Source organism: Paraburkholderia sp. CNPSo 3076, assembly GCF_026343935.1.
In the GTDB taxonomy this organism is placed as follows: Bacteria; Pseudomonadota; Gammaproteobacteria; order Burkholderiales; family Burkholderiaceae; genus Paraburkholderia; species Paraburkholderia nodosa.
The window spans coordinates 221,486-246,213 of the sequence record NZ_JAPMAL010000027.1 but is presented as its reverse complement, the minus strand read 5'-3'; the positions used below and the strand labels follow the sequence as shown (position 1 = coordinate 246,213).

Below are 24,728 nucleotides of genomic sequence, written 5' to 3'. Positions count from 1 at the left end.
TCGGCAAGGAGCGCTTCAGGGGTGATGCGCTCCTTGCCGGACAGGAGGCAATGTAGCAACCAGGGTTTTAACGAGTATCAAACCACAACGACTAAAGATAGGACTACCGATGAAAAAAACTATCCTCGCTTCCGCGCTTGGACTCGCCGCGCTGGGCGCACATGCGCAAAGCAGCGTCACGCTGTACGGTATCGTCGATGCCGGTATTGGTTATCAGAGCAGTTCGGCCAAGCTCGGCAGCAATGCCGGCGGCGCTTCTGTCGTCAAGATGGTGCAGGGCGTGTGGGCCGGCTCGCGTTTCGGCTTGAAGGGCAGCGAAGATCTGGGCGGCGGCACGCGCGCAATTTTCCAGTTGGAAGAAGGCTATAACTCGGCAACCGGCGCGCAATCGACTCCGAACCTGATGTTCAGCCGTGCCGCATGGGTTGGCGTTGCGAACGCGAACTATGGCACGCTGACGGCTGGCCGCCAGTACGCGCCGTACTACACGCTGCTCTCGCCGTTCAGCCCGACCACGTGGCTGACCGGCGCATACGGCGCGCACCCGGGCGATATCGATTCGATGGACACGATCTATCGCATCAATAACTCGCTGGTCTATACGTCGCCGAACATCGCGGGCCTGACCGTGAGCGGCATGTACGCGCTGGGCGGCGTGCCGGGCAGCACCGGCGCTGGCCAGACGTGGAGCGTGGCCGCACAATATCTGCACGGTCCGGCAGGCATCGCGGTGGGCTTCGAGCGCCTGAGCAACGCGGCGAGCGGCGGCGGTCCATGGGATGCGAACTCGACGGCGAACAGCGCCGGCGAGCCGGGCGTATCGGCGCTCACCAACGGTTTCCAGTGGGCACAGACGCAACAGCGCCTCGCCGTGACGGCCGGCTACCAGTTCAACTCGCAGTGGGACATCTCGGTGGCCTACTCGAACGTCCAGTACATTCCGGGCGTGAATTCGCGCTTCGTCGACACGCAGATCTGGAACACGGGCGGCGTCGTGCTGCACTACAAGCCGCTCACCGTGCTCGACCTCGCGGCTGGTTTCGCCTACACGCGCGCGACCAAGGCCAACGGCATTCAGAGCTCGGCTTCGTACGCACAGTACAACCTCTCGCAGTACTACACGCTGTCGAAGCGCACGGGTATCTACTTCGTCGAAGCATACCAGCGCGCGGGCGGCCAGACGCTGGGCACGCCTGGCACGACGGGCGCGAGCAGCATCATCAACGCAACGGCCGACATCGGCGACGGCCAGAACAGCGCGCCGTCCTCGTCGCGCAGCCAGGTTGCGGGCGCGATCGGTATCGTTCACCGCTTCTAAGTCCATATCGAAGTCTTCACGCTCCGAAAGCAGTATGTTCGGCGGTGCCGGGTTGATAACCGGCGCCGCCGTTTTTTTTGCGGGCAGAGGTAGTAGAACATCTAATCTTTGAATATCCGGCCGAATCGATAAGATCCTGCGATGCTTCAAGGAGAATCGGCATGACATTCACGACTTCCGCACTTCATCTCTCCAACGTCAGGCTGGCCGACGGCCAGCGCGTTTGCGTCGCGCTCGCGGGCGGCCGCATCGAGGCAATCGGACCCCACGTCGCGGCACAGCCGGGCGTGGCGGTCGTGGACGGCGGCGCAGGGTTGTTGCTGCCCGGTTTCGTCGAAGGCCACACGCACCTCGACAAGAGCAATTGGGGCCGCCCGTGGTATCGCAACGAGGTTGGGCCGCGGCTCACCGACCGCATCGCCAACGAGCGCGAATGGCGCAGGACCTCGGGCCACGATGCCGCCGCCCAGTCGCTCGCGCTGGCGCGCGCATTCGTGCAGAGCGGTACGACGCGCATGCGGACCCACGTCGACATCGACACCGACGCGCGATTGCGCTACCTCGAAGGCGTGCTCGCCACGCGGCAGACGCTGCGCGATGTCCTCGACCTGCAGATCGTCGCGTTTCCGCAATCGGGCATGCTGATCCGGCCGGGCACGGCGGAACTGCTCGACAGCGCAGTGGCGGCCGGCGCCGACGTGCTCGGTGCGCTCGACCCGGCGCTGATCGACGGCGATCCCGTGGCCTCGCTCGATGCCACGTTCGCACTGGCGGATCGCCATCGCAAGCCGATCGATATTCATCTGCACGAACCCGGCGAGGTTGGGGCGTTTACGCTGAAACTGCTGCTCGATCGCGTGCAGGCGCTTGGCATGCAAGGTCAGGTGGTCGTGAGTCACGCGTTTTGTCTGGGCGCGTTGCCGGAGCGCGAGCGCGACGCATTGATCGACCGGATCGCGCAACTGCGCGTGGCGCTGCTGACGAGCGCGCCGCCTTCGTGCCCGGTTCCGCCGCTCAAGGTCTGCCGCGACAGGGGCGTGACGGTGTTCGGCGGCAACGACGGCATTCGTGACACCTGGTCGCCGTATGGCGTGCCCGACATGCTCGAGCGCGCCATGTTGATTGGATTGCGCTACGATTTGCGGCGCGACGACGATATCGCGATCGCATTCGACTGCGTGAGCGACGCCGCCGCGCGTGGCTGCGGGTTCTCCGACTATGGCCTGCGCGTCGGGGCGCGTGCGGACCTCGTGGTCGTGGAGGCGGAGAGCGTCGCGCATGCCGTCGTCGCACGGCCCAGGCGCAAGCTGGTCGTCGCGAACGGACGCGTCGTCGTGCGTGACGGCGAGTTGACCGTGTGAATGTTCAGTAGGACATGCAGCACGTCGACGTGCTGGGTCCTCAAAAAAAGCGCTTCGCGGATTGCCGGGGTAGGGCTCTGTTCGACCCGCCAGGGACGGTCGCCCACACGCAAAGCGGCCGTTCCGGGCGCTTGGTTAACGAAATGCCTGTCGGATTCCCAGCGCAATCATGAGCCCTCCACATGTGAGATCGATCCATGCCTTCGCGCGACGATACGCCGTCGCAATCGCCGCGTGCGATAGAACGAGCGCGACTGCTCCGTACCAGCACGTCGCTGATGCACCGACAGTAGCAAGCATCGCGAAGAACGTCGGCATGGAAACGTGGGTGGGCACCGCTGAGGAAAACACCGCCGCATAAAAGGCGATGGACTTCGGGTTCGCGATATTTGTCGCGACACCTTGCAGGAACGCGGCACGAAACAGAGGCGCCTTCGTTGGGTGACGTGCTCCTGAGGGGGTTGCCCGTGCCGACACAACGAGCCGTAGCCCGAACCAGATCAGATAGGCCGCGCCAGCAAGCCTGACGCCGACAGCAAGCCACGGGAAAATAGCGAACACCATTCCGATACCAAGGATGGCGCAAGTCGCCCAGAACAGATTCACCGTCACGATTCCGGCGACAAGCGCGAGCGCATCGGAGCGTCTGCCGGCTACCGCCTTCTGAGTGATTGCGACGAAGTTCGGCCCGGGTATGACGACACTTGCCGCATAGACAGAAAAGACTGTCGCAATAGCAGACGAATTAACCATTTGTAGCCTCAGTGAATTGTGGTTGTACAAAACGTGGCGTTGCTTCATCAGCCAGTATTCTGAACCCATTCACGACTGACCGCTGTCGGCCGCGCGGCGTCCCACGAACGGGCACGAATCCACCATCGTCGTCAGCAAGAGTCGACTGACCGTTCCTGGCCGAACGCTGAAAACCAATGAGGCGATGACCTGCCTTCGCGTTCACCAAGCCTGGTTTAGTAGACGCGAAAACGGTGCCTTCAAAAGTCCCTCAGTTCTGGATGTTTTCCTCGCAATCTTCCCAGTACCGCAGCGGGTCGAGATGCTGTGGATAGCGTAAGTTGAGCCATTCTGACAGCCTGGTCCAATCGGGATGGTTGGTACCGGTTTGAGCAGACCAGATCGACGACCGTTCAAGAATTTGACCGTTCCCGCGATCACGGACCAGCAAGCTGCCTAGTCCGCTTGAACTGTTCGTCTGTGACTCAACCAGATACCTTGGCAAAATCCTGAGCTCAGCATCCTCGGCCCATCCGTATACGGCGCGGACCGTTCCGGAGGGATCCCGCAGCTCTATGGGGCCGCTTGCCGGGCGAACGGCCGTCCATCCTTCAGGGAACTCGGTGACAACCTGGTTTTTACCTTCCCTCACCCACCTCACGCGCCATGCCCGCGCCATCGACTCGCGCATGCGAGACAGCGACTCGTAGCCAGCAGGCAACTCGATTGCCATCGGGAGGGTAATGAGGTTGTCTTTCCAAAGTCTGGTTTCGTCGTCGACGCGCTTAACCTCGTCGAACATCGCTGCTTCAAATGGGTTCTCGGGCCGGCTCGATACTCTCACTTGCCCTTCAGGCAATCCCTCAAAAAGGCGCTCAGCATCATGCCGGGTAAGTTTCGTCTTTCCTTTTTTCATTTTGTCTCTCTACAGCAAGGTTGCCATTGACACCTGGGCCCTGACGACCGCAATCAGTCGCTACTTTCTCTCACGCGCTTGAACATGCCCGCGATCTTATTCTGCGCCATTCGGCTGTTAGCGGCTTGCGCCGGCAATGGCGCGGCAAGCCGCCATCGTCTGGACCCGCTATCTTTCAGCGACGGGTTCGCCCGGAAACACGGCAACTACGGCACCTGCTTCGCCGTGTCGCCCGTTGCATTGCCTTCGCCGGACGGCGAATGAACGGCGGGAGCAGGATGGGCATCCGGAGATAATCGGTTACGCCCCTGTTAGAATTGTGACCTTTTTCCTGGGAACGGCAAATGTCCTGGTTCATCTATGAAGTGCCCGAATACAACGAAGACGGTGCGCGCATCGAACCCTTCAGCGACCTGCGTAGCCGCGTCCTGAAAGTAAGTGGGCAGGCAATGGCTGACGAACTGGAAAGCGTCCGCCAGAACGCCGCGACGACGGCGGACACGCCCACGCGCCCGCTGCGTGCTGCGGAAAATCCTCACGTCTTCCCGATCCCCTATGCCGACTCCATGATCCTGGTCGGGTTCATCTTCGAACTGAAACGCGAATTCCGGCATCTGGTGGTGTCACCCGTCGAAATGCCCTGGCTAAAAGACGCGTGAGACGCAAACTCCACGGTCGGCGGCGTCACGTCGGAAGCCGTTTCCATGCACCCTGGACGCCTGATTCCGATGCTTCAATTGTGCCACCGCTTGGCGAAGCACATCGTTGACGATTTTAAGGGAGGGCCGAACGGCCGAATGTGGCCGTACCCCGGAAATCTGCAACAGCTCGGCGGACGGCCAGCTACATCGCGACGGCGAACTTCGTTACCCGACCCGAAGCCGCCAGTTCACTGGCTTGCAGAGCGGAGATCCGCTTTCGGCGTGGAAGTGTCATTCGCAACCACCACCAGCAGAAACCCCCTTTGAGTTGTGGAACAGCGTCGTCGATGCTCGGCGATTACTCACGACCAGAATCTTTGGGGTAGGTCGCACCAAAGCCGCCCGTTACAATCGGTAACTTCGCGAGTCGTCCACGTAACCCAATGATTGCGCCTGGACTGTATGGTCCACGGTTGATATCTTGAGCGAAAACATTCGCCATGAAGCAGTGACGAGCCGAAAGGTCGCGTGCCTGGCGTTTGACTTCGCTTTCCAAACTTCACCACCCATAGGGCACAATCTTTGAAACGCCTCGGCTTTGCGCTCATCGTGGCGTTGCTACGCACGCTTTCCATACTTCCTTACAAATTCGTCGCAAGGCTCGGGATGGTTGTCGGCACTGCGTTGTATGCGCTTCCGAGCCGCCGCAAGCATATCGTCCAGGTGAACTTGCGTCTTTGCTTCCCCGAGAAGACTAGCCGCGAACGTCAGAAGCTCGCAAGAGCTCACTTCCGCCATGTTGTTCGCAGCTATCTCGAGCGAGGCATCCAGTGGTTTGGCAGTGCGCAATCGATCCGGGATATCGTCCAGATCGAAAGCAAAATTAATCTCCATGACGATACAGCCCCGCCCACCATCTTTATGGGTTTTCACTTTGTGGGCATAGAGGTCGGCTGCATGCTCTACTCGACGCACCTCCCGGTCGCCTCACTGTACACACGTATGTCAAGCACAGCCCTATGCGACCTTGCCAGGCGGCAACGCGGCAGATTCGGCGCAGAGATGATCGAGCGCGCGACAAGTGCCAGAAAGATCGTGCAATTGTTGCGTTCCGGCAAACCGGTCATGCTCGCGGCGGATATGGACCAAGGCGTTGAAAACTCTGCCTTTGTCCCTTTCTTTGGCGTTCCCGCCTGCACGCTCACAGCCGTTTCGCGTCTCGCGAGACTGGGGCGCGCGCGGGTTGTTCCCTTCGTGACTGAGGTGCTTCCGAATTGTCAAGGGTATAAGTTGACGATTTTCGATCCGCTCACGGATTTCCCATCAGGGAGTGATGTAGCCGACGCGCGCCGCATGAATGCGTTCCTTGAGGAACAGGTCGTGAAATTTCCCGAGCAGTATTACTGGGTGCACCGACGTTTTAAGCACCGACCACCGGGTATGGAATCGGTATATTGAACGGTTCGCCTGGTCATGGTGCCTGCAGGCAATGTTTGCCGGAAGCAACGCGTTGTGTGTTTTCAAAGTTTCCGTAGCCAGACCTTTTCTTGCTCGCCAATTGCCCAGAGACCCCCACTACACCCGCGAAGAACCAAAAAAAAGCGCCCCAGGGGGCGCTAAAACGCAAACACCGGAAAAGCGGCGAACTAGGACCGCTTGCCGCGCTGCTCCACCGGCGTGAAATCGAAGCTGGCGAAACTGCCGCCCTGATACCGCTGCGCCGTCGCGTCGAGCGGGTTCTGCTGCGCCAGAATCTCGGCCGCCCAGTCTTCCGAATTCTGCTTCGGCTCATAGCCAAGCCGCTTCGCGTCGTCGTGCGCGCCTTCCTGAATCCAGTAGCTGCGCGTGTTGTTCGACACGCCCCACACCACGGCAAAGCCGATCTCATCGACATTGATCACGCGGTCGACCAGATGGAACAGGTCCTCGTGGCCGAACCACGTGCTCAATTGACGGAACTCGGTGGGCCTCGGCAGGCAACTGCCGATGCGCACGTTCACGGTTTCGATGCCGTGCTTGTCCCAGTACAGGCGCGCGAGCGATTCGCCCCATGCCTTGGAAAGTCCGTAGAAACCGTCCGGGCGAAACGCGCAGTCGAGCGTGAGCTTCTCTTCCACGGGGTACATGCCGATCGCGTGATTCGAGCTCGCGAACAGCATGCGCTTCGTGCCGTGGCGGCGCATGCCTTCGTAGACTTCGACGAGACCGCGCAGGTTGTTCTCGATGATCTCGTGCAGGGGGCGCTCGACGCTCGTGCCGGCCATGTGGATCAGCACGTCCACGCCGTCGAGCAGGCGGTCGACCACGGCGGGGTCGCGCAGGTCGCCGTGCATCACGTCTTCGCCCGCGACGAGCGGTTCGAGCGGCTTCGAGCCGGCCGCGGAACGCAGGTTCACGCCGCGTTCGAGCAGGCCCTTGCGCAACACGGTGCCGAGCTGGCCGGCCGCGCCGGTCAATGCAACTTTCTTCACTGTGATTGTCCTCACGTAGAAATGCCGACAGCCGGCGCCCTCGCGGGCGCCGGCCGGTGAACAGGGCGATCAGGCCTTCACTTGATGCGAGGACTGAAGCGCGAGGTTGTCCGCGTTGTCCTGCTGCTCGTTCGAGATCAGTCGCCATGCCACGCAGGCGCCGATGATGTCGAACAGCATGAGGCATACGAACAACGGGTTATAACCGATCGTGCTGGCCACTGCGCCGACGATGAGCGAGAACACCGTCGCGCCGAGGTAGCCGAACATGCCCGAGAGGCCGGTGGCCGTGGCGACTTCGTGCTGGCCGAACACGTCCGAAGCCAGCGTGAACAGCGCGCCCGAAATCGTCTGGTGTGCGAACGTGCCGACGCAGAAGAGGGCGATGGCGGCGTAGGGGCTCGCGACGAGGCCCACGCAGGCCGGACCGACCATCAGCAGCGCGCCGGTCGTGATGACGAGCTTGCGCGAGGTGATGAGCGAGCAGCCGAACCAGCGGATGAAAAGCGGCGCGAGGTAACCGCCCACCAGGCAGCCGAGGTCGGCGGCGAGGAACGGCATCCACGCGAACAGCGCGATTTCCTTCAGGTTCATGTGACGCACGGTGACCATGTACAGCGGAATCCACGCGCCGAAGGTTTGCCATGCGGGTTCCGCGAGCATGCGCGGGATGCCGATGCCCCAGAAGCGGCGCGTCTTGAGCACTTCCTTGAACGAGGCGCGGCGGCCGCGGGTCGACTTTTGCGCTTCGGTCTGGCCTTCGCGGATGTAGTCGGCCTCTTCCTGCGAGAGCCTCGGGTGTTCCGCGGGCATCTTGAAGAACACGAGCCACAGCGCCACCCAGATCAGCGCGCCGCCGCCGGTGATGACGAACGCGAACTGCCAGTTGAACTTGAGAATGCACCACACGACGAGCGGCGGAGCGAGCATCGCACCAATCGAGGTGCCGGTGTTGAGCCAGCCGGTCGCGACCGAGCGCTCCTTGGCCGGGAACCATGCGCTGATGGACTTCATGCCGGCCGGGAAGATCGCGGCTTCGGTCAGGCCGAGCATGCCGCGGAAGGCCGCGAGCGCCGGCCAGCTGCCGGCGAGGCCGTGCAGCATGTTGGCGATGGCCCAGCCAAACGCGAAGATCGCGAAGCCGATCTTGATGCCTACGGAGTCGAGCACGAAACCGGCGACAGGCTGCGCGAGGGCATAGCAGGCCTGGAAGGCCGTGACCACGTACGAGTACTGCTGCGTGGTCATGTGAAGCGTTTCAGTCAGCGTGGGTGCGGCCACCGCGAGCGAGCTGCGCGCGAGGTAGTTGAAGATGGTCCCGATCATGATGAGGCCGATGATCCACCACCGCACCCCCTTGATTGTCTTGCGTTGCACTGCTCGTCTCCTGCTGTTGGCGGGCTCTGGCACGGAGCTGTGCCTGGCCGGGACGAAGGGTGGTGCCGGTGCGCATCGGGCCCTTCATGTAAGACATCATTCTATTTGGACCAAAGTTGTAAAGCAAATCTTGGGGCGCTGGGGATTTCCCTGGTGCCAGATCGGGGTCGGACGCCCGGCACGGCTTCTGGGCGGGCATTTGTTGACTTGGGTCGTATCGTTACCTGCGGCGCCAACCGAATCTTACGAGGCATCTCGCGCCCGTCCGAAGACTAGTCGTCATACATCCTGGGGTAGCCCGCCACGCAATGGCGGGTTGACAATTTTCGCGTTGTATTACAACAATGCGACCCATCCGCTCGACAGTTTTTCGAGCCGCCGCCCGCGCCACGCGCACCACGACACACGACAACGGACGAGACACGATGACTTCCCCCGCCATTCCCGTGAGCGATGCCGCGCTCGAACAACTGCGCCACGTTTCCAACGCCACGCTCACCACGCAACTTTTCAAGCGCGGCCTGCGCAACGTCTTCCTGCACGGCGTGAAGCCGCTCGCCGCACCGGCGCCGGGCGCCCCCAACCTGGTCGGTCCGGCCTTCACGATGCGCAACATCCCGGCGCGCGAGGACCTCGACCAGCTGAGCGCGTTCCAGAATCCCGAGCATCCGCAGCGCAAGGGCGTCGAGACCGTGCCCGCGGGTGCGGTGCTCGTGCAGGACTGCCGTGGCGTGACCGACGCCGCCTCGATGGGTTCGATCCTCGCCACGCGCATGAAGGTGCGCGGCGTGGCGGGCATGGTCTCGGACGGCCCGGTGCGCGACAGCGCGACCATCGCGGCGCTCGGCATTCCGGTGTTCTGCGCGGGTGCTTCGGCGCCGCTCAATCTCTGCAAGCACCATACGGTCGACCTGAACGTGCCGATCGGCTGCGGCGGCGTGGCCGTGTTTCCGGGCGACATCATCGTCGGCGATGCGGACGGCGTGGTCGTGATTCCACGTCATCTGGCCGAGGAAGTCGCGCGCGACGCCACGGAGCAGGAAACGCTCGAGCGCTTCATCACCGAACGTATCGAGGCGGGCGCGGCGCTGCCGGGCACCTATCCGCCGAACGAGGCCACGCTTGCCGCGTACGAAGCCTGGAAGAAGGAGCAGCGTTGAGCACGCAGCACGAAGTGACGCTCGATGCTGTGTCGATGCCGCCGGTGAGGCCGCTCGAAACGCACGATGCGCGCCGCTCGTCGGTCGGCGAGTGCCCCGTGTGGCACGCCGAGGAAAGCGCGCTGTACTGGGTCGATATTCCCGCTCAAACGCTCGTTCGCTATGCGGTCGATACCGCGCGCCGCACCGAGTGGGCGCTGCCGGAGCGCATCGGCTGCTTCGCGTTCGCGCGCGATGGCGGCGTGCTCGCGGCGCTGGAGACGGGCCTTTTCGCCGTGACGCTGCACGAACCGGCCGCGAACGCGCGGGCGGGCGAGGCGAGTGTGCGGCCGCTCGCGAGCGTGGCGCACGAGGCCGCGCGCATGCGTTTCAATGACGGCCGCTGCGATCGTCAGGGCCGTTTCTGGTCCGGCACGATGGTGCAGGACGCGGCGGCGCCCGACCCGGCGGGCAAGCTCTATCGCTATACGGCGCAAGACGGCTTGTCGGGGCCCGTGGTCGAGGGGTTGTGCACGCAGAACGGACTCGCATGGTCGCCGGACGGCCGCACGATGTATCTCTCCGATTCGCATGCGTCGAGCCGCCTGATCTGGGCCTTCGACTACGACATCGACGACGGCGTGCCCACGAATCGCCGCGTGTTCGCCGATCTGCACGACTACGCGGGGCGCCCCGACGGCGCGGCCGTGGACGCCGACGGCTGCTACTGGATCTGCGCGAACGACGCGGGCCGCTTGCTGCGCTTCACGCCCGCAGGGCGGCTCGAACGCAGCGTCGCGGTGCCGGTGGCGAAGCCTTCGATGTGCGCGTTCGGCGGTGCGAACCTCAACGTGCTTTACGTCACGACGATCTGCCCGCCGCAACCCGGCGAGCAGGACGGCCTGGTGTTCGCTATCGACGCCGGTGTGCGTGGCCTGCCCGAGCCCGCTTTCGCGGGTTCGCTGCGCGCGCCTGACTGACCTTTGCCCTTTACGTGTTGCCGATATGCCGGAGTTTCAGAACCAGGACATCATCGAACTCGCGCGCGGCGCGTCGCGGCTGCTCGTCGCGCCGCAGGCCGGCGGGCGTCTGCTTTCATGGACGATCGGCGGCGCGCCCATCATCCATTGGCCCGACGCGCCGGACTGGAGCAAGCCGGGGCTGATCCGCGGCGGCAATCCGCTGCTGTTTCCGTTCATCGCGCGGCAGTGGGTGGATGGCCGCGCGGGCCGGTGGCGTGACGCACAGGGCGTGGTGCGGGACATTCCGCTGCACGGCTTCGCACGCGATCTGCCGTTCGCGGCGCAGATCGCGCCGCAAGGCGACGGCGTGCGCATGACGCTCACCGACAGCGCGTCGACGCGCGAGATGTACCCGTTCGGGTTTCGCTTCGAGGCGGCCTACCGCCTGGCCGACGAAACGACGCTCGACGTGGAACTGACCACGACGAACACGGGCGACGCGCGCCTGCCGTACTACGCGGGCCATCACTTCTATTTCGCGCTGCCGCACGCGCAGCGCGGCGAGGCGACGATCGCGCTGCCGCGCAATGGCCATCGCCGGCAGTTGCCGGACGGCACGACGGCCGAGGCCGCGCCGGGCGAGACGCACTACCGCTTCGACGACGCGCAGATCATCGACCGCTTTCATTGCCTCGACGGCGAACCGGATGTGCCCGTGCGCATCGAAATGCCGTCGCAGCAGCGCGCGATCGAAATCGATCTGCGCCGGCCCGGTTCGGCGTCGTGGTATGCGGTCACGACCTGGACGCTCGCGCCCGATTCGGACTTCTACTGCGTCGAGCCGTGGCTAGGGCTGCCCGATGCGATTCACACCGGCCTCGGCCTGCGCTGGCTGGAGCCGGGAGAGACGCAGAAAGCGGAACTGCGCATCCGCGTGAGTGCGCTGCGGTAAGGCTGGCCAGCGCAAAAGCGCAAGCGGCTGTAAATTGGCCGCAAATTGGTAAAGCGGGACGGAAAGAGCGGAAACACCCGCAAAATGGGGGCTGGCCGGGGGCGGGTGGACGCTATCGGCCCGCCATATGACTTACAATTGACGACACTCCTGACAACCCAAGTGCACCGTCCGATCATGTCTGAGCAGAAAGCGCCGAATATGCCGGCGCGGATTTACAGCGACATCCTCAATCGCATCATCGAGGGCGAATACAAGGAAGGGGAGCGCCTGCCGACCGAGCACATGCTCGCGGAGCGCTTCGCGACCTCGCGCCCCACGGTGCGCGAGGCGCTTGCCCAGCTGCGCGCGGACGGCATCATCGCCACGCGCCACGGCTCGGGCACGACGGTCATGCGGCGTCCCGACCCGGACGTGCGCCGCTTCGCGCCGCTCGAGACGCTGTCGGACATTCGCCGCTGCTACGAATACCGCGTGGTGGTGGAAGCCGGGGCGGCCTCGCTGGCCGCGCAAAAGGCCGAAGACGAAGACATCGCGGCGATCCAGCGCGAGTGGGACAACCTGCAGACCATCGTCGAGACCTCGGGCATCGGCGCGAAAGACGACTTCGCGTTCCATATGGCCGTGGCGCGTGCCTCGAAGAACCAGTTCTTCATCACGGCGCTCTCGGGCATCCAGGAGCAGATGGTGTTCAGCATGAACCTGTCGCGCAACCTCTCGCTCGTGAAGTCGATCGAGCGGCAGCGGCTCGTGCAGCAGGAACACCTCGAAGTGCTCGAAGCGATCCAGGCGCGCGACGCCGAACGCGCTTCCACCGCCATGCGCGCGCACCTCGAGCGCGCGGTGAGCCGGATGTTCGGCTCCTGAGCACGCTTTCGCGGCGCGTGGCTTGATGGGTTCGAACGCTCGCGCCGGCTGGCTGTTGCGATCGGCCGCGTAACGCCGATATCTGCGTTCGCACCGCGCCAGACCGGCCAAAAGCAAACGGGCGTGGAACTCGCATTGCACGAGGTCCACGCCCGTCTTCAGTCCGGCTGGCGGCAGCGGTTGCTCCCGCCAGCGGAAAGTGACGCGTAACGCTTACGCAGCTTGCTTGGCGGCGCGCGCCGAAGCTTGCGCGACGGCCTTCGTCGCGGCCTTGCCGGCGGCGTCGAAGTTGCTTTCCGCGAATTCCACAGCCTGCTTCGCAGCCTTGTTCACCGACGCATACGCGTTGTTGGCGGCGTTCAGCGCCGACTTGATCGCGGCGACAGCGGCTTCCGAGCCGGCCGGGGCGTTCTTCACGGCGTTGTCGACGAGCGTTTCGAGCGCGCGCTGCTGCGTTTCGTACTGCGACTGGGCGGCGGTGACGAATTCGGCTTGCGTGGCCGAAACGATGCCGTAGACGCTGTGGCCATAGGCCAGTGCCTTTTCAGCGGCGGGCTGGGCGAAGCCGGCCTGCACGGCGAAGAAACCTTGCGGGTCCTTGGCCGAGAGTGCGCGCTGGGCTTGTTCCTGACCTTCGGCGAACGCCGAGCGAGCCGTTTCGATATTGAGTTCGGCGAGCTTGACCGCGCCTTCGAATGCCTTGCTCGTCAGGCCGAAGAGGGCCTCGAGAGCGGCTTTCTGGTTGGCGGCGAACTGTTCGGGGGTCGGCAGGTTCATGTCTCTTTCCTTTTGGGGGGACGCTACGCGTCGGTTTCGGTTGCGAAAATAAACTTTCGGGTCGATCACCGGTTCGCGCAGAGAAGGTTTTGTGCGATGCAGCAATCGAGTTCATGGTAACCGATCCATAAATCGTGTCAAGAAGTTTTTGTGCGTCGCAACAATTATGTAAACGCCTGATTTTGGGTGGAAATTTCCAACACGGGGACAGACGTCCCAATCGGCTGCGCAGCACGTGAACCGCTTGAGCGCAGCGCTTCGCGTCTGCGAGCAAAATGGCCTTTCCCTCGGGCGAGCGCTGGTGTCGAAGGTTGGCACCGCGCAGCCCGGGTTGGTCCCCCAAATCTAGCGGTGGCGGCCCCGGCTGCGGCGCGAACCTGCTTTCGCAGTCGAGCGGGCGCGGTGCGCGCAGCCGCCATGCGCGAATCCATCAGGAGAGCGGTAATGGGTGCATCGAACGACAAGTCTGCCGGTCATTCCACGACGAGCACGGGCGCGCCGGCTATCAGCGACCGTAACTCGCTCACGATCGGCCCCGACGGTCCGATCGTGCTGCACGACGTGCACTTCCTCGAGCAGATGGCGCATTTCAACCGCGAGAAGGTGCCCGAGCGCCAGCCGCACGCGAAGGGCGCCGGTGCATTCGGCGAATTCAAGACCACCGAGGATGTGTCGCGCTACACGAAGGCCGCCTTGTTCCAGAAGGGCGCGGCCACGGAAATGCTGGCGCGCTTTTCGACCGTCGCGGGCGAAATGGGCAGCCCCGACACCTGGCGTGACGTGCGCGGCTTTTCGCTGAAGTTCTACACGACCGAGGGCAACTACGACCTCGTCGGCAACAACACGCCGGTTTTCTTCGTGCGCGACCCGATGAAGTTCCCGCACTTCATCCGCAGCCAGAAGCGTCTGCCCGACTCGGGCCTGCGCAATGGCCAGATGCAGTGGGACTTCTGGACCAACAATCCCGAGTCGGCGCATCAGGTCGCCTATCTGATGGGCGAGCGCGGCCTGCCGAAAACGTGGCGCCACATGAACGGCTACGGCTCGCACACCTATATGTGGGTGAACGCGAAGGGCGAGAAGTTCTGGGTCAAGTATCACTTCCACACGAACCAGGGCATGCAGTTCTTCACCAACGCCGAAGCCGCGGCGATGGCGGGCGAGGACGCCGACTTCCACCGGCGCGATCTGTTCGATGCGATCAAGCGCGGCGAATTTCCGTCGTGGACGCTCTCCGTGCAGGTCATGCCGTATGCCCAGGCGAAGCAGTACCGCTTCAATCCGTTCGATCTCACGAAGACGTGGTCGCACAAGGACTATCCGCTCATCAAGGTCGGCACGATGACGCTCAACCGCAACCCGGAGAACTTCTTCGCGCAGATCGAGCAGGCCGCGTTCTCGCCGGGCAACACGGTGCCGGGCATCGGCCTCTCGCCGGACAAGATGCTGCTGGGCCGCGCGTTCGCCTATAACGACGCGCAGCGCGCGCGTATCGGCACGAACTTCAACCAGCTGCCGGTGAATCGTCCGAAGGTGCCCGTGCAGACCTACATGTTCGACGGCAACATGACCTACGAACATAGCGGCAACGCGCCGACTTACGTGCCGAACAGCTTCGGCCGTCCGTGGGCGGATACGACGGGCGCGGCGGACGACGGCTGGGAAGCCGACGGCGACATGGTGCGCAGCGCCTACTCGCTGCATGCGGAAGACGACGATTTCGGCCAGGCGCACGATCTCGTTCGCAACGTCTACAACGACAAGCAGCGCGAGGCGCTGATCCAGCAGGTGGTGGCGAGCCTGAGCGGCGTGGGCAGCCCCGTGCGCGAGCGCGTGTTCGACTACTGGAAGCAGATCGACGCCGAAGTAGGCGCGCAGATCGAAAAGCAGGCGGGCAGCGGCAAGTAAGCCGTCGAAGCCGCCAGAGAACCGGAACGGGTTGCACGACCCGTTCCGGTTTTTTCTTTTACGCGCGGCAGTTCGAGGGGCGCCGCATGACGGCCGGCCGCCGCCAAGCTGGCAGAACCGCCATCTAGCGGATTCTGCAGCGTCAGGGACGAGGGGGCATAATGCGCGAGTCGCCGTGTGGGCAGCATTGCGCAATCCCGCCGGCGGACCACGCGCGGCGGGAATAAAAATGCCGCGCCGGGCGTTTTCCCTACTGATCCGCAACGGCCAAGCCCACGTGAAAACTTCCCTTTCCGCCGAAACCCCGTTTGTCGATGCCGCCGCCGGCGCGCAGAAGTACACGCGCGTTGCCGTGCTATTGCACTGGTTGATCGCGCTACTGATCCTCACGAACGTCGCGCTGGGCCTGACTGCCGCGCTGCTGCCCGACGGCGCGCTTTCGGACACCGCCATCCGCTTCGTGATCGATACGCACAAGTCGATCGGCATCACCGTGCTCGGGCTGGCGATCCTGCGCGTGCTGTGGCGTCTCACGCATCGGCCGCCGGCGCTGCCCGCCGAATTCCCGGGCTGGGAGCGCGCGTCGGCCCACGCCGCGCACGTCGCGCTCTACGTACTGATCTTCGCGATGCCGCTTTCCGGCTGGCTGCACGACTCCGCATGGGTCGCCGCCGCCTCGCATCCCATGTATCTCTTCGGCCTCGTGCAATGGCCGCGCATCGGCTTCATCATGAACCTCGATGCGGCCACGAAGGAACAGTTGCACAACCAGTTCGGCGCGCTGCACACGGCGTGCAGCTATGCGCTTTATGGCGTGCTCGCACTGCACATTGCGGGCGCGCTCAAGCATCAATGGATCGATCGTCATTCGGTGCTGCGCCGGATGATGCCGTGAGCAACACGTAAGGGTACGACTTGAAAAATACGCTTGAAGAGGCGCTCGCCCGCACGTCGCCGCGCTTCGTGCCGCCTCCCACGCCGTTCGCGAGCATCGCGATCCACCTGGGCGTCATGGCGCTCTGGTTCGTGCTGTTCGCGCGCGCGTTCTTCCTGCAAGGCGTGGTCGCGTGGTCCACGGGCATTGCCTATGTCGTCTACGACACGGTGCTGCTGCTGTTCGTCGCCTGGAAGGCGCGCGTGCTGCTTGCGCCTGCGGCAGCGCCCGCGGCTGCAGGCGCGGCGAAGCTGCCGACGCTCGGCGTGATCGTCGCCGCGCACAACGAAGCGGCCGTGCTGCCGATCACGCTCGACGCGCTGTTCGCGCAAACCCGCGCGCCGCAGCAGATCGTGATTGCCGACGACGGCTCGACCGACGGCACGGCTGCCTTGCTCGCGCAGCGTTATGGCCTGGTCGATCCAGGCGTTGGGCAACTGAGCGCGCCTTCGACGCAGTATCCGAATCTGCGCTGGCTGAAGCTCGCGCATGGCGGCAAGGCGCGCGCGCTCAACGCGGCGTTGCTTGCGATCGCAACGGAAACGGTCATGACCGTGGACGCCGACACGCTGCTCGAACCCGACGCATGCGCCGCGATGGCGAGCGCGTTTGGCCGCGAGCCAGCACTGGTCGCGGCGGCGGGCCTGCTCACGCCGGTTTGCGACCATACGCTCAGTGGACGCTTTTTCCAGTGGTTCCAGACCTACGAGTACATCCGCAATTTCATCTCGCGCTTCGCGTGGATGCGCGCCGACAGCCTGCTGCTGATCTCGGGCGCGTTTGCGGGCTTTCGCCGCGACGCCGTGATGGCCGTGGGTGGCTTCGATGCGGATTGCCTCGTCGAGGACTACGAACTGATTCACCGGTTGCGACGTTATTCGGCGCGCAAGGGCTTAAGCTGGGACGTGCGCGTGCTCGGCACCGCCCGCGCGCGCACCGACGCGCCCGGCACGCTCACGACCTTCCTGCGTCAGCGCCGCCGCTGGTTCGCGGGCTTCCTGCAAACGCAGTACTGGTATCGCGACATGACGGGCAACCGCAAGTACGGCAAGCTCGGCCTCATGATGCTGCCCGTGAAGGCGTTCGACACCGTGCAGCCCATTTATGGACTGACGGCGTTCGCGTTGTTGATCGGCTTCTTGTTCGACGGCCGCTTTACGATCGTGCTGCCGGTGCTGGGCGTGATCGTCGGCAAGATCGCGATCGACCTCGCGTTTCATTTGTACTCCGTACATTTATACCGGCGCTGGAGCGGCGACCGCACGCACTCGAGTTTCGGCATGGCGTTCCTTGCCGCCGTCTTCGAGCCGTTTTCGTTCCAGTTGATGCGCCACAGCGGCGCGGCGCTCGGCTGGCTGCATTTCCTGCTCGGGCGGCGCAAGTGGGGCGTGCAAAGCCGCACCGGGCTGGCGGCGGCGCGCAGCCGCGAGAGCGCGGCGTCTCAATGATCTGATTGGGCCGTTGTCGTGCCGCAGTAGCCGAAGAGGCGCCGTGGCGCGGCAGCCACATCGGTTTCCAGCGAAGCGCGCAGATAGCGCTGAACGCCGGCAAGTCCGGCGACGTCCACCGGCACCTCCACGCTTGGCCACGCAGCGATTCCCGTAGAACGCTCGTTCACGCAGGTCGCATCCGTCATTGGGTCTCAGGCCCATTCAGTTGCCTGCTGTTCCTGCCTTTACCGTGCCGCGCGAGCGCATTGCACCAGCTTGAAGCGCAAATGCGGCGCCGCATTGGCATGCCCCGATTCGATACCGCCGATCCTGCCTGAGTTGCACCAATCCAGCGCATGAAACAAGGCTGAAGGCCGATGGCATACGCCTTGCTTTTTAGCCTGTACTGCAGTTGCACTCACGCGCGAGAACGAACCGATGCAAGTCCATGACGAAATGCGCGACGAGGGCGCGGTGCGCCCGCACTACGACCGCTTCCAGCAGTGGCTGGAGAGGCAGACTGGCGAGACGATGGCGCGCAAGCGCGCCGAGGCGGACCTGTTGTTCAGACGGGTCGGCATCACGTTCGCGGTGAACGGCGACCTCTCCGGCACCGAGCGGCTCATTCCCTTCGACCTCATTCCACGCATCATTCCCGCAGACGAATGGGCGCTGCTCGAGCGCGGACTGCGCCAGCGCGTGCAGGCGCTCAATCTGTTCCTGCACGACGTCTATCACGAGCGCAACATCGTGCGCGCCGGCGTGATACCGGCCGAACAGGTCTACACCAATGCGCAGTACCGGCCGGAGATGCAGGGTATCGACCTGCCGCTGGGCGTGTATGCGCATATCGCGGGCATCGACATCGTGCGCGATGGGCGCGACGGCGCGTTCTACGTGCTCGAAGACAATCTGCGCGTGCCCTCCGGGGTCTCGTATATGCTCGAAAACCGCAAGATGATGATGCGGCTCTTTCCCGAGTTGTTCGTACAGCACAAGGTGGCGCCGGTCGCGCATTATCCCGACCTGCTGCTCGATACGCTGCGCTCGGTGGCGCCTGAAGGCGTGGACGATCCGACCGTCGTGCTGCTCACGCCCGGTATGTACAACTCCGCGTATTTCGAGCATACGTTCCTCGCGCAGCAAATGGGCATCGAGCTGGTGGAGGGCAAGGATCTCTTCGTAGAGGATAACTACGTATTCATGCGCACGACGCAGGGGCCGCGTCGCGTGGACGTGATCTATCGGCGTGTGGACGACGATTTTCTCGATCCCCTGGCGTTTCGCCCCGACTCCGCGCTCGGCGTGCCGGGGCTGCTCACGGCGTACCGCGCGGGCCGCGTCGTACTCGCCAATGCGATGGGCACGGGCGTGGCCGACGACAAGTCGATCTATCCGTATGTGCCCGACATGATCGAGTTCTATCTCGGCGAAAAGCCGATCCTGAAGAACGTGCCGACGTGGCAATGCCGCCGGCCTGACGATCTCGCCTGGACGCTCGAACATCTGCCGGATCTCGTCGTGAAAGAGGTGCACGGCGCGGGCGGCTACGGCATGCTCGTCGGTCCCGCTTCCACGCGCGAGGAAATCGAGGCGTTTCGCGCCCGGCTGCTCGCACGGCCAGGCAATTACATCGCGCAGCCCACGCTGTCGCTGTCGGCTTGCCCGACCTTCGTCGAAGCGGGCATCGCGCCGCGCCATATCGATTTGCGGCCCTTCGTGCTCTCCGGCAAGACGATCCAGATGGCGGCCGGCGGCCTCACGCGCGTGGCGCTGAAGGAAGGCTCGCTCGTCGTCAACTCGTCGCAGGGCGGCGGGACCAAGGATACGTGGGTGCTCGAATGATTTCACTGGCCTTACCACACGCACACGAAGAGGTTCGACCATGCTGAGCCGCACCGCCGATCATCTGTTCTGGATGGCCCGCTACATGGAGCGGGCGGAAAATACCGCGCGCATGCTGGACATCAATCTGAAGGCGCTCCTGCTGCCCGGCAGCGCGGACGCCGAGGCGCGCACGCATCGTGCGATGCTGCGGATCTCGGAACTGGAGCCCGCCTTCGATGCGCGCCACGAGGAAACAACGAGCAGCAACGTGCTCAAGTTTCTCGTTGCGGACCCAACGAACCCGTCGAGCATCTACTCGTGCCTGCAGGCGACCCGCGAGAATGCACGCGCGGTGCGCGGCACGCTCACTACGGAATGGTGGGAAACGATCAACGACACGTGGCTGCAATTCGTCGAGCTGTTGCGCGGCAGTGAGCTGGAAGCGCGTCCCGATGCGCTGTTCGAGTGGGTGAAGTTCCGCTCGCATCTGTCGCGCGGCGTGCGCCTGGGCACGGCGTTGCAGGACGATGCGCTCTTCTTCACGCAACTCGGCACGTTCCTCGAACGCGCGGACAACACGGCGCGCATTCTCGACGTGCGTTTCGTCGACGTGGAAAACGCCGACTCGCGCTCGGCCGCGCGTCAGCTCGAGGACTTCTATTACTGGACCTCGATTCTCGGCTCGGTTTCCGCGCTCGAAATCTATCGCAAGGTTTATCGCGACGTGGTGACGCCCGCGCGCGTGGTTGAACTGCTCATACTCAACCAGCAAATGCCGCGCTCGCTGCTAGCGTCGCTGGACGGCGTCTGCACGAATCTCGCGATGCTGCGCACCGATAGCTCGCGAGAAGTCGAGCGCACGGCGGGCAAGCTGCGCGCCGAGCTGCTTTATGCGGACCTGCGGCAGATCTTTTCCATGGGCGTGCATACGTTCCTCACGCAGTTTCTCGCGCGCGTGTACGAGCTGGGCAACCAGGTTGCGCGCACCTATCTGATGTTGCCGGTTGGTTAGCGCGATCCCGCGCTCATCGATATCCCAATCGTCTCGACGGAGGATTAACCTCATGCAACTCGCGATCCGGCACGACACGGTTTACCGCTACGAAGCGCCCGTGCATTATTCGATTCAGCAGTTGCGGCTTTCGCCGCTCACCACGCCCACGCAGATCGTCAAGCAATGGCACGTCGAGACGCCGGGCAAGCTCGACGCGTGCCGCGACGCCTACGGCAACGCGCTGATGACGCTGGTGCTCACGCGTCCGCATAGGGAAATTCGCCTGCGCGTGCGCGGCGAAGTCGAGACCGTGGCGCTGCCCGACGGCCGGCTGCCCGAAGGCGAAGGCATGGTGCCGATGCACCATTTCACTTCGCCGACGCGCCTCACCGAAGCCGACGAGGCACTCACGGAATTCGCGTTCAGCCTGCCGTCGCTGGACGACACCGCCGCCGTACTCGACGCGGCCTCGCGCATCACGGAGCGCGTGCGCTACGAGCCCGGTGTCACCGATGTGACGCACACCGCGGCGGACGCGCTGGCGCTAGGCCGTGGCGTGTGTCAGGATCACGCGCATGTGATGCTGGCGGTGTGCCGCGCGCGCGGCGTGCCGGCGCGCTACGTGAGCGGCTACCTCGACCCCGGCGACGTGCCCGAAATGGCGAGCCACGCATGGGTCGACGTGTGGCTCGACAACGGTTGGGTGACGGTGGACGTCACGCACGCGTGTTTCGCGAGCGAAAAATACTGCCGGATCGCGGTGGGGCGCGACTACGACGCGGCCGCGCCGGTTCGCGGCCGCCGCGTGGGCGGGGCCGGCGAAACGCTCGATGTCAGCGTGCACGTGAGCGCGCAGCAGTCGCAGCAATAGTTTTCCCGCTATAACAAAAAGAGCGGCAAGTCAGGGACGGGGAGGGAGGCGCATGACGTACTGTGTGGCAATGGCAGTGGACGAGGGGCTCGTGTTTCTCTCGGACACGCGCACGAATGCGGGTGTCGATCACATCAGCACGTCGCGCAAGATGGCCGTGTTCGAAGCGCCCGGCGAGCGCGTGCTCGTGCTGCTCGTCGCGGGCAATCTGGCCATCACGCAGGCCACGCTGCAGGTGCTGACCGAGCCGCAGGACGCGGGGCGCGCGACGCTCTGGAGCGCGCCGACCATGGTCGAGGCCGCGCGCGTGGTGGGCGAGGCCGTGCGCGAGGTGCACCGGCGCGACGCGCAAGCGCTCAAGACCTTCAACGTCGACTTCAACTGCAGTTTCATTCTCGGCGGCCAGATCGGCGGCCATGCCATGCGGCTGTTCCAGATCTACGCGGCCGGCAATTTCATCGAGACGTCGAGCGTCAATCCGTATTTCCAGATCGGCGAGTCGAAGTACGGCAAGCCGATCATCGACCGCGTGCTGACGCCGGGCACGCCGCTCGACGAGGCCGCGAAATGCGCGCTCATCTCCATGGACTCGACGCTGCGCTCGAACCTTTCGGTCGGTCTGCCACTCGACCTGCTCGTGTACGAGCGAGACGCGCTGCGTGTGACGCGATACGCGTCGCTCGACCAGTCGAATGCCTATTTCCAGATGATCCATTCGACGTGGGGCGAGCGGCTGCGCCAGGTCTTCGGCGAGATTCCCGATCCGCTCTGGACCGACGAAGGCGATGTGCCGCGCCACGAGCGCACGACGTTGCCCGGTGCCCCGCGCGCCGCGCATGAGGGGCACGCGAGCGAACCGCGTCCCGCGCAAACGCTCGCGCAAGCCCAGCCGCACGGCGCTGCAAGCGCGCCGCGTATGCCGCGCGACGGCTAAAAGGGCTGCTTCAGTGCAGCGCTTGCGAGCTTCCTTTTTGCATTGCCAACTGCGGAACCGGTATCCTCCTGCGTAATATTCGCGGTACGCCGCGCGCACTGCGCGTCCCCTCGACTCGCCCTTACGGGCATGGCACCGGAGGCAGGCTGATGAAGCGGAACGACGAATCAAACAACGGGCGTCCCGAAGAACCTTCCATTCCCGTCGGTCCGGACGACCCCGCGCGCCGCCGCGTGCTCGGCGGGCTGGCGGCGGTTGGCGTGGGCCTCGCGCTCGGCGGCTGCGAGACGCCGGCGCAGAGCGCGGCGGGCGCGCCGCGCAGCGCAGCCGACGCGCGCGTCGATGCCGCGTTGCGCGACCAGGTGCGCCAGATCGTCGTGATCTACGCGGAGAATCGCAGCTTCGTCAATCTGTACGGCAACTATCCCGGCGTGCAAACCCCGCTCGCGAATGTGAGCGCGGAGCGCTACACGCAGCTCGATCGCGACGGCAAGACGCCGTTGCCGCAGCTGCCGAAGATCTGGGGCGGCCTCGTGCCCCAGGCGCAGGAGCTGGATGGCAAGCGCTACATGATTGCGGAGCATCAGATCGGGGGACTCTCCAACCGGCCGTTTCGTATCGTGGACGCGCACGGCCATCCGTTGCCGAACGGCATCATCACGCGCGACCTGATCCATCGCTTCTATCAGAACCAGATGCAGATCAACGCGGGGCGCAACAACCAGTTCGCCGCGTGGGGCGACTCGGGCGGCCTCGTCATGGGCTTCTACGAGAACTCCGCGCAGACGCTGCGGCTCTGGAATATCGCGCAGCAGTACACGCTCTGCGACAACTTCTTCATGGCCGCGTTTGGCGGCTCATGGCTCAACCACATCTTCCTGATCTCGGCGCAGGTGCCGCAATACGCCGACATCCAGACGAGCGCCGCCAAGCATCTCGCCTCCGTCGTGGAGGGCGACGATCCCACCGGCACGCGCCTGAAGGTTGCGCCGAACTCGCCGGCCTCGGCGCTCGACGGACCGCCGAAGTTCGTGAACGACGGCCTCTTCACGCCCGACGGCTACGCCGTCAACACGATGGCGCCGCCATATCAGCCGAGCAACGTGCGCCCGTCGGAAGACGGCAACCCGGCGCTCGCCGATCCGTCCAATCCACGCGTGCTGCGCCCGCAGACCTACGCGACGATCGGTGACCGGCTCTCTGCGAAGGGCGTCGACTGGGCCTGGTATAGCGGCGCCTGGCAGTTCGCGCTGGACCATCAGGACACGCGCGCAGTGCCCGACTTCCAGTATCACCACCAGCCGTTTAACTACTTTGCCAACTTCGCGCCGGGCACGGCCGCGCGTGCGCGTCACCTGCGCGATGCGGGTCTCGGCGACGATCCGTCGACCAACCGTCTGCTCGCGGACATCGACGCAGGGCGCTTGCCTGCCGTGACGTTTTACAAGCCGCAGGGCAACCTGAACATGCACGCCGGCTATGCGGACGTCGAGTCGGGCGACCGCCACATCGCGACCGTGATCGAGCGCATCCAGCGCGGCCCGCAATGGGCGAACACGATGATCGTGGTGACGCACGACGAGAACGGCGGCTGGTGGGACCCGGTCGCGCCGCCCTTGGGCGACCGCTGGGGTCCGGGTTCGCGCGTCCCCGCGCTCGTGATCGCGCCGTTCGCGAAGAAGGGCTACGTCGATCACACGTTCTACGACACGGTTTCGATCCTGCGCTTCATCAGCCGCGTGCATGGGCTCGCGCCGCTCGACGGCGTGGCTGCGCGTGATCAGACGTTCCTCTCGCGAGAGCAGACGCCACCGGGCGATCTCACGGCGGCACTCGATCTGGCCTGAGCGCTGCGCATGGAGGCATCGAAGGGCAGAGGGCGGTGGCCGTCGCGAAACGTTTGCGCCGCCGCCCCGGGTTGCCCATCCGGAACGCAAATTGATGCAAGCGCGACACAAGCGACGAACTCTCCATCCGATCAATGAGTTGGCGCGCTCGCCAGGCGGTTATCAACAGGTTTGTCACCAAAAACTGTGGACAACTTTGCTGCGCAAAAAACATGCATTTTCTATGTCGTTTGCGAGCTTCCCGTTTCCATTCAAGGACTTGATGCGGATGTCCAGAAGTTGCTAACAGGGCTCTCAACAAAATCTGTGGAAAACCCCCCGCACCTTTCCCGCGAGACGCCGTCGCTGCCACAATCGGCAACGCCGCCCACAATCCGAATCGCATCAAACACTTGGTGCAGTCGTCCCAGGGTTACGCACAAGGCTGTCCACCAAAGTTGTGGATAGCGCACCCAGATGTTGATCGCGGC

The 24,728-nt window shown here is 64.2% G+C and carries 22 protein-coding genes; 16 read left to right on the top strand and 6 right to left on the bottom strand.

The genetic code is table 11. The features are described from left to right. Nucleotides 1–109: 109 nt before the first annotated feature. Nucleotides 110–1,318, top strand: a complete 1,209-nt coding sequence (locus M3A49_RS29195) for a porin (protein WP_266232096.1) — start codon at nucleotides 110–112, stop codon at nucleotides 1,316–1,318. Nucleotides 1,319–1,479: 161 nt separating this feature from the next. Continuing rightward, nucleotides 1,480–2,679, top strand: coding sequence for an amidohydrolase family protein (locus M3A49_RS29190; protein ID WP_266232095.1), 1,200 nt, complete (start codon nucleotides 1,480–1,482; stop codon nucleotides 2,677–2,679). A gap of 135 nt (nucleotides 2,680–2,814) precedes the next feature. On the opposite strand, the gene M3A49_RS29185 is transcribed toward M3A49_RS29190, so the two are convergent. Continuing rightward, nucleotides 2,815–3,432 (bottom strand): LysE family translocator, encoded by a 618-nt coding sequence (locus M3A49_RS29185; RefSeq protein WP_266232116.1) that lies wholly within the window; start codon nucleotides 3,430–3,432, stop codon nucleotides 2,815–2,817. Nucleotides 3,433–3,682: 250 nt separating this feature from the next. Next, nucleotides 3,683–4,327 carry a hypothetical protein gene (locus M3A49_RS29180; RefSeq protein ID WP_254355055.1) on the bottom strand — a complete coding sequence of 215 codons (645 nt, stop codon included), beginning with the start codon at nucleotides 4,325–4,327 and terminating at the stop codon, nucleotides 3,683–3,685. A 344-nt stretch (nucleotides 4,328–4,671) separates the two neighbouring features. On the opposite strand from M3A49_RS29180, the gene M3A49_RS29175 reads away from it, so the two are divergent. Then, nucleotides 4,672–4,986 (top strand): hypothetical protein, encoded by a 315-nt coding sequence (locus M3A49_RS29175; protein WP_028207597.1) that lies wholly within the window; start codon nucleotides 4,672–4,674, stop codon nucleotides 4,984–4,986. A 564-nt stretch (nucleotides 4,987–5,550) separates the two neighbouring features. Then, nucleotides 5,551–6,426 (top strand): lipid A biosynthesis lauroyl acyltransferase, encoded by an 876-nt coding sequence (locus tag M3A49_RS29170; protein ID WP_254355054.1) that lies wholly within the window; start codon nucleotides 5,551–5,553, stop codon nucleotides 6,424–6,426. A gap of 188 nt (nucleotides 6,427–6,614) precedes the next feature. On the opposite strand, the gene M3A49_RS29165 is transcribed toward M3A49_RS29170, so the two are convergent. Together M3A49_RS29165 and M3A49_RS29160 are read right to left on the bottom strand one after the other, a co-directional pair. Further along, nucleotides 6,615–7,439: an NAD-dependent epimerase/dehydratase family protein gene (locus M3A49_RS29165; protein WP_266232094.1), complete on the bottom strand. Its 825-nt coding sequence runs from the start codon at nucleotides 7,437–7,439 to the stop codon at nucleotides 6,615–6,617. A gap of 69 nt (nucleotides 7,440–7,508) precedes the next feature. Next, on the bottom strand, nucleotides 7,509–8,765 hold the full coding sequence (locus M3A49_RS29160) for an MFS transporter (protein WP_266232115.1): 1,257 nt from the start codon (nucleotides 8,763–8,765) through the stop codon (nucleotides 7,509–7,511). 476 nt (nucleotides 8,766–9,241) lie between these two features. On the opposite strand from M3A49_RS29160, the gene M3A49_RS29155 reads away from it, so the two are divergent. From M3A49_RS29155 to M3A49_RS29140, 4 genes are all read left to right on the top strand, one after another. Next, nucleotides 9,242–9,976 carry a ribonuclease activity regulator RraA gene (locus tag M3A49_RS29155; RefSeq protein WP_266232093.1) on the top strand — a complete coding sequence of 245 codons (735 nt, stop codon included), beginning with the start codon at nucleotides 9,242–9,244 and terminating at the stop codon, nucleotides 9,974–9,976. A gap of 35 nt (nucleotides 9,977–10,011) precedes the next feature. Continuing rightward, a complete protein-coding gene (locus M3A49_RS29150) occupies nucleotides 10,012–10,935 on the top strand; it encodes an SMP-30/gluconolactonase/LRE family protein (protein ID WP_266232114.1) in 924 nt (307 codons plus the stop codon). A 25-nt stretch (nucleotides 10,936–10,960) separates the two neighbouring features. Beyond that, nucleotides 10,961–11,869 (top strand): aldose epimerase, encoded by a 909-nt coding sequence (locus M3A49_RS29145; protein ID WP_266232092.1) that lies wholly within the window; start codon nucleotides 10,961–10,963, stop codon nucleotides 11,867–11,869. Nucleotides 11,870–12,046: 177 nt separating this feature from the next. Then, complete coding sequence (locus tag M3A49_RS29140; protein ID WP_266232091.1) at nucleotides 12,047–12,736, top strand: FadR/GntR family transcriptional regulator; 690 nt, start codon at nucleotides 12,047–12,049, stop codon at nucleotides 12,734–12,736. A 213-nt stretch (nucleotides 12,737–12,949) separates the two neighbouring features. Here the strand turns inward: M3A49_RS29140 and phaP are convergent, their stop codons facing one another. Next, on the bottom strand, nucleotides 12,950–13,513 hold the full coding sequence (gene phaP, locus M3A49_RS29135; protein WP_254355049.1) for a phasin family protein: 564 nt from the start codon (nucleotides 13,511–13,513) through the stop codon (nucleotides 12,950–12,952). A 444-nt stretch (nucleotides 13,514–13,957) separates the two neighbouring features. Between phaP and M3A49_RS29130 the strand changes: the two genes are divergently transcribed. From M3A49_RS29130 to M3A49_RS29120, 3 genes are all read left to right on the top strand, one after another. Further along, nucleotides 13,958–15,421 (top strand): catalase, encoded by a 1,464-nt coding sequence (locus tag M3A49_RS29130; RefSeq protein WP_266232090.1) that lies wholly within the window; start codon nucleotides 13,958–13,960, stop codon nucleotides 15,419–15,421. A gap of 277 nt (nucleotides 15,422–15,698) precedes the next feature. Next, nucleotides 15,699–16,316 carry a cytochrome b gene (locus M3A49_RS29125; protein WP_266232089.1) on the top strand — a complete coding sequence of 206 codons (618 nt, stop codon included), beginning with the start codon at nucleotides 15,699–15,701 and terminating at the stop codon, nucleotides 16,314–16,316. 20 nt (nucleotides 16,317–16,336) lie between these two features. After that, nucleotides 16,337–17,803: a glycosyltransferase family 2 protein gene (locus M3A49_RS29120; RefSeq protein WP_266232088.1), complete on the top strand. Its 1,467-nt coding sequence runs from the start codon at nucleotides 16,337–16,339 to the stop codon at nucleotides 17,801–17,803. Here the strand turns inward: M3A49_RS29120 and M3A49_RS29115 are convergent. Then, nucleotides 17,797–17,991 (bottom strand): hypothetical protein, encoded by a 195-nt coding sequence (locus M3A49_RS29115; RefSeq protein WP_266232087.1) that lies wholly within the window; start codon nucleotides 17,989–17,991, stop codon nucleotides 17,797–17,799. The genes M3A49_RS29120 and M3A49_RS29115 overlap by 7 nt on opposite strands. A gap of 232 nt (nucleotides 17,992–18,223) precedes the next feature. Here M3A49_RS29115 and M3A49_RS29110 point away from each other — a divergent pair, with 232 nt between their 5' ends. The 5 genes from M3A49_RS29110 (at nucleotide 18,224) to M3A49_RS29090 (ending at nucleotide 24,258) form a co-directional block, all read left to right on the top strand. Next, a complete protein-coding gene (locus tag M3A49_RS29110) occupies nucleotides 18,224–19,630 on the top strand; it encodes a circularly permuted type 2 ATP-grasp protein (protein WP_266232086.1) in 1,407 nt (468 codons plus the stop codon). A gap of 40 nt (nucleotides 19,631–19,670) precedes the next feature. Further along, nucleotides 19,671–20,624: an alpha-E domain-containing protein gene (locus M3A49_RS29105; RefSeq protein WP_254340472.1), complete on the top strand. Its 954-nt coding sequence runs from the start codon at nucleotides 19,671–19,673 to the stop codon at nucleotides 20,622–20,624. A gap of 52 nt (nucleotides 20,625–20,676) precedes the next feature. Next, on the top strand, nucleotides 20,677–21,477 hold the full coding sequence (locus M3A49_RS29100) for a transglutaminase family protein (RefSeq protein ID WP_254355043.1): 801 nt from the start codon (nucleotides 20,677–20,679) through the stop codon (nucleotides 21,475–21,477). A 52-nt stretch (nucleotides 21,478–21,529) separates the two neighbouring features. Next, the gene (locus tag M3A49_RS29095; protein ID WP_266232085.1) at nucleotides 21,530–22,411 is read left to right on the top strand and encodes a proteasome-type protease; all 882 of its coding nucleotides are present in this window, start codon (nucleotides 21,530–21,532) and stop codon (nucleotides 22,409–22,411) included. Between the two features lie 149 nt (nucleotides 22,412–22,560). Continuing rightward, nucleotides 22,561–24,258 (top strand): acid phosphatase, encoded by a 1,698-nt coding sequence (locus tag M3A49_RS29090; protein WP_266232084.1) that lies wholly within the window; start codon nucleotides 22,561–22,563, stop codon nucleotides 24,256–24,258. Nucleotides 24,259–24,728 lie beyond the last annotated feature (470 nt).

Coding starts and splice junctions, on each gene's coding strand:
- M3A49_RS29195 (WP_266232096.1), top strand. CDS start 110: ATGAAAAAAACTATCCTCGCTTCCGCGCTTGGACTCGCCGCGCTGGGC.
- M3A49_RS29190 (WP_266232095.1), top strand. CDS start 1,480: ATGACATTCACGACTTCCGCACTTCATCTCTCCAACGTCAGGCTGGCC.
- M3A49_RS29185 (WP_266232116.1), bottom strand. CDS start 3,432: ATGGTTAATTCGTCTGCTATTGCGACAGTCTTTTCTGTCTATGCGGCA.
- M3A49_RS29180 (WP_254355055.1), bottom strand. CDS start 4,327: ATGAAAAAAGGAAAGACGAAACTTACCCGGCATGATGCTGAGCGCCTT.
- M3A49_RS29175 (WP_028207597.1), top strand. CDS start 4,672: ATGTCCTGGTTCATCTATGAAGTGCCCGAATACAACGAAGACGGTGCG.
- M3A49_RS29160 (WP_266232115.1), bottom strand. CDS start 8,765: ATGATCGGGACCATCTTCAACTACCTCGCGCGCAGCTCGCTCGCGGTG.
- M3A49_RS29155 (WP_266232093.1), top strand. CDS start 9,242: ATGACTTCCCCCGCCATTCCCGTGAGCGATGCCGCGCTCGAACAACTG.
- M3A49_RS29150 (WP_266232114.1), top strand. CDS start 10,012: ATGCCGCCGGTGAGGCCGCTCGAAACGCACGATGCGCGCCGCTCGTCG.
- M3A49_RS29145 (WP_266232092.1), top strand. CDS start 10,961: ATGCCGGAGTTTCAGAACCAGGACATCATCGAACTCGCGCGCGGCGCG.
- M3A49_RS29140 (WP_266232091.1), top strand. CDS start 12,047: ATGTCTGAGCAGAAAGCGCCGAATATGCCGGCGCGGATTTACAGCGAC.
- phaP (WP_254355049.1), bottom strand. CDS start 13,513: ATGAACCTGCCGACCCCCGAACAGTTCGCCGCCAACCAGAAAGCCGCT.
- M3A49_RS29130 (WP_266232090.1), top strand. CDS start 13,958: ATGGGTGCATCGAACGACAAGTCTGCCGGTCATTCCACGACGAGCACG.
- M3A49_RS29115 (WP_266232087.1), bottom strand. CDS start 17,991: ATGACGGATGCGACCTGCGTGAACGAGCGTTCTACGGGAATCGCTGCG.
- M3A49_RS29110 (WP_266232086.1), top strand. CDS start 18,224: ATGCAAGTCCATGACGAAATGCGCGACGAGGGCGCGGTGCGCCCGCAC.
- M3A49_RS29105 (WP_254340472.1), top strand. CDS start 19,671: ATGCTGAGCCGCACCGCCGATCATCTGTTCTGGATGGCCCGCTACATG.
- M3A49_RS29100 (WP_254355043.1), top strand. CDS start 20,677: ATGCAACTCGCGATCCGGCACGACACGGTTTACCGCTACGAAGCGCCC.
- M3A49_RS29095 (WP_266232085.1), top strand. CDS start 21,530: ATGACGTACTGTGTGGCAATGGCAGTGGACGAGGGGCTCGTGTTTCTC.
- M3A49_RS29090 (WP_266232084.1), top strand. CDS start 22,561: ATGAAGCGGAACGACGAATCAAACAACGGGCGTCCCGAAGAACCTTCC.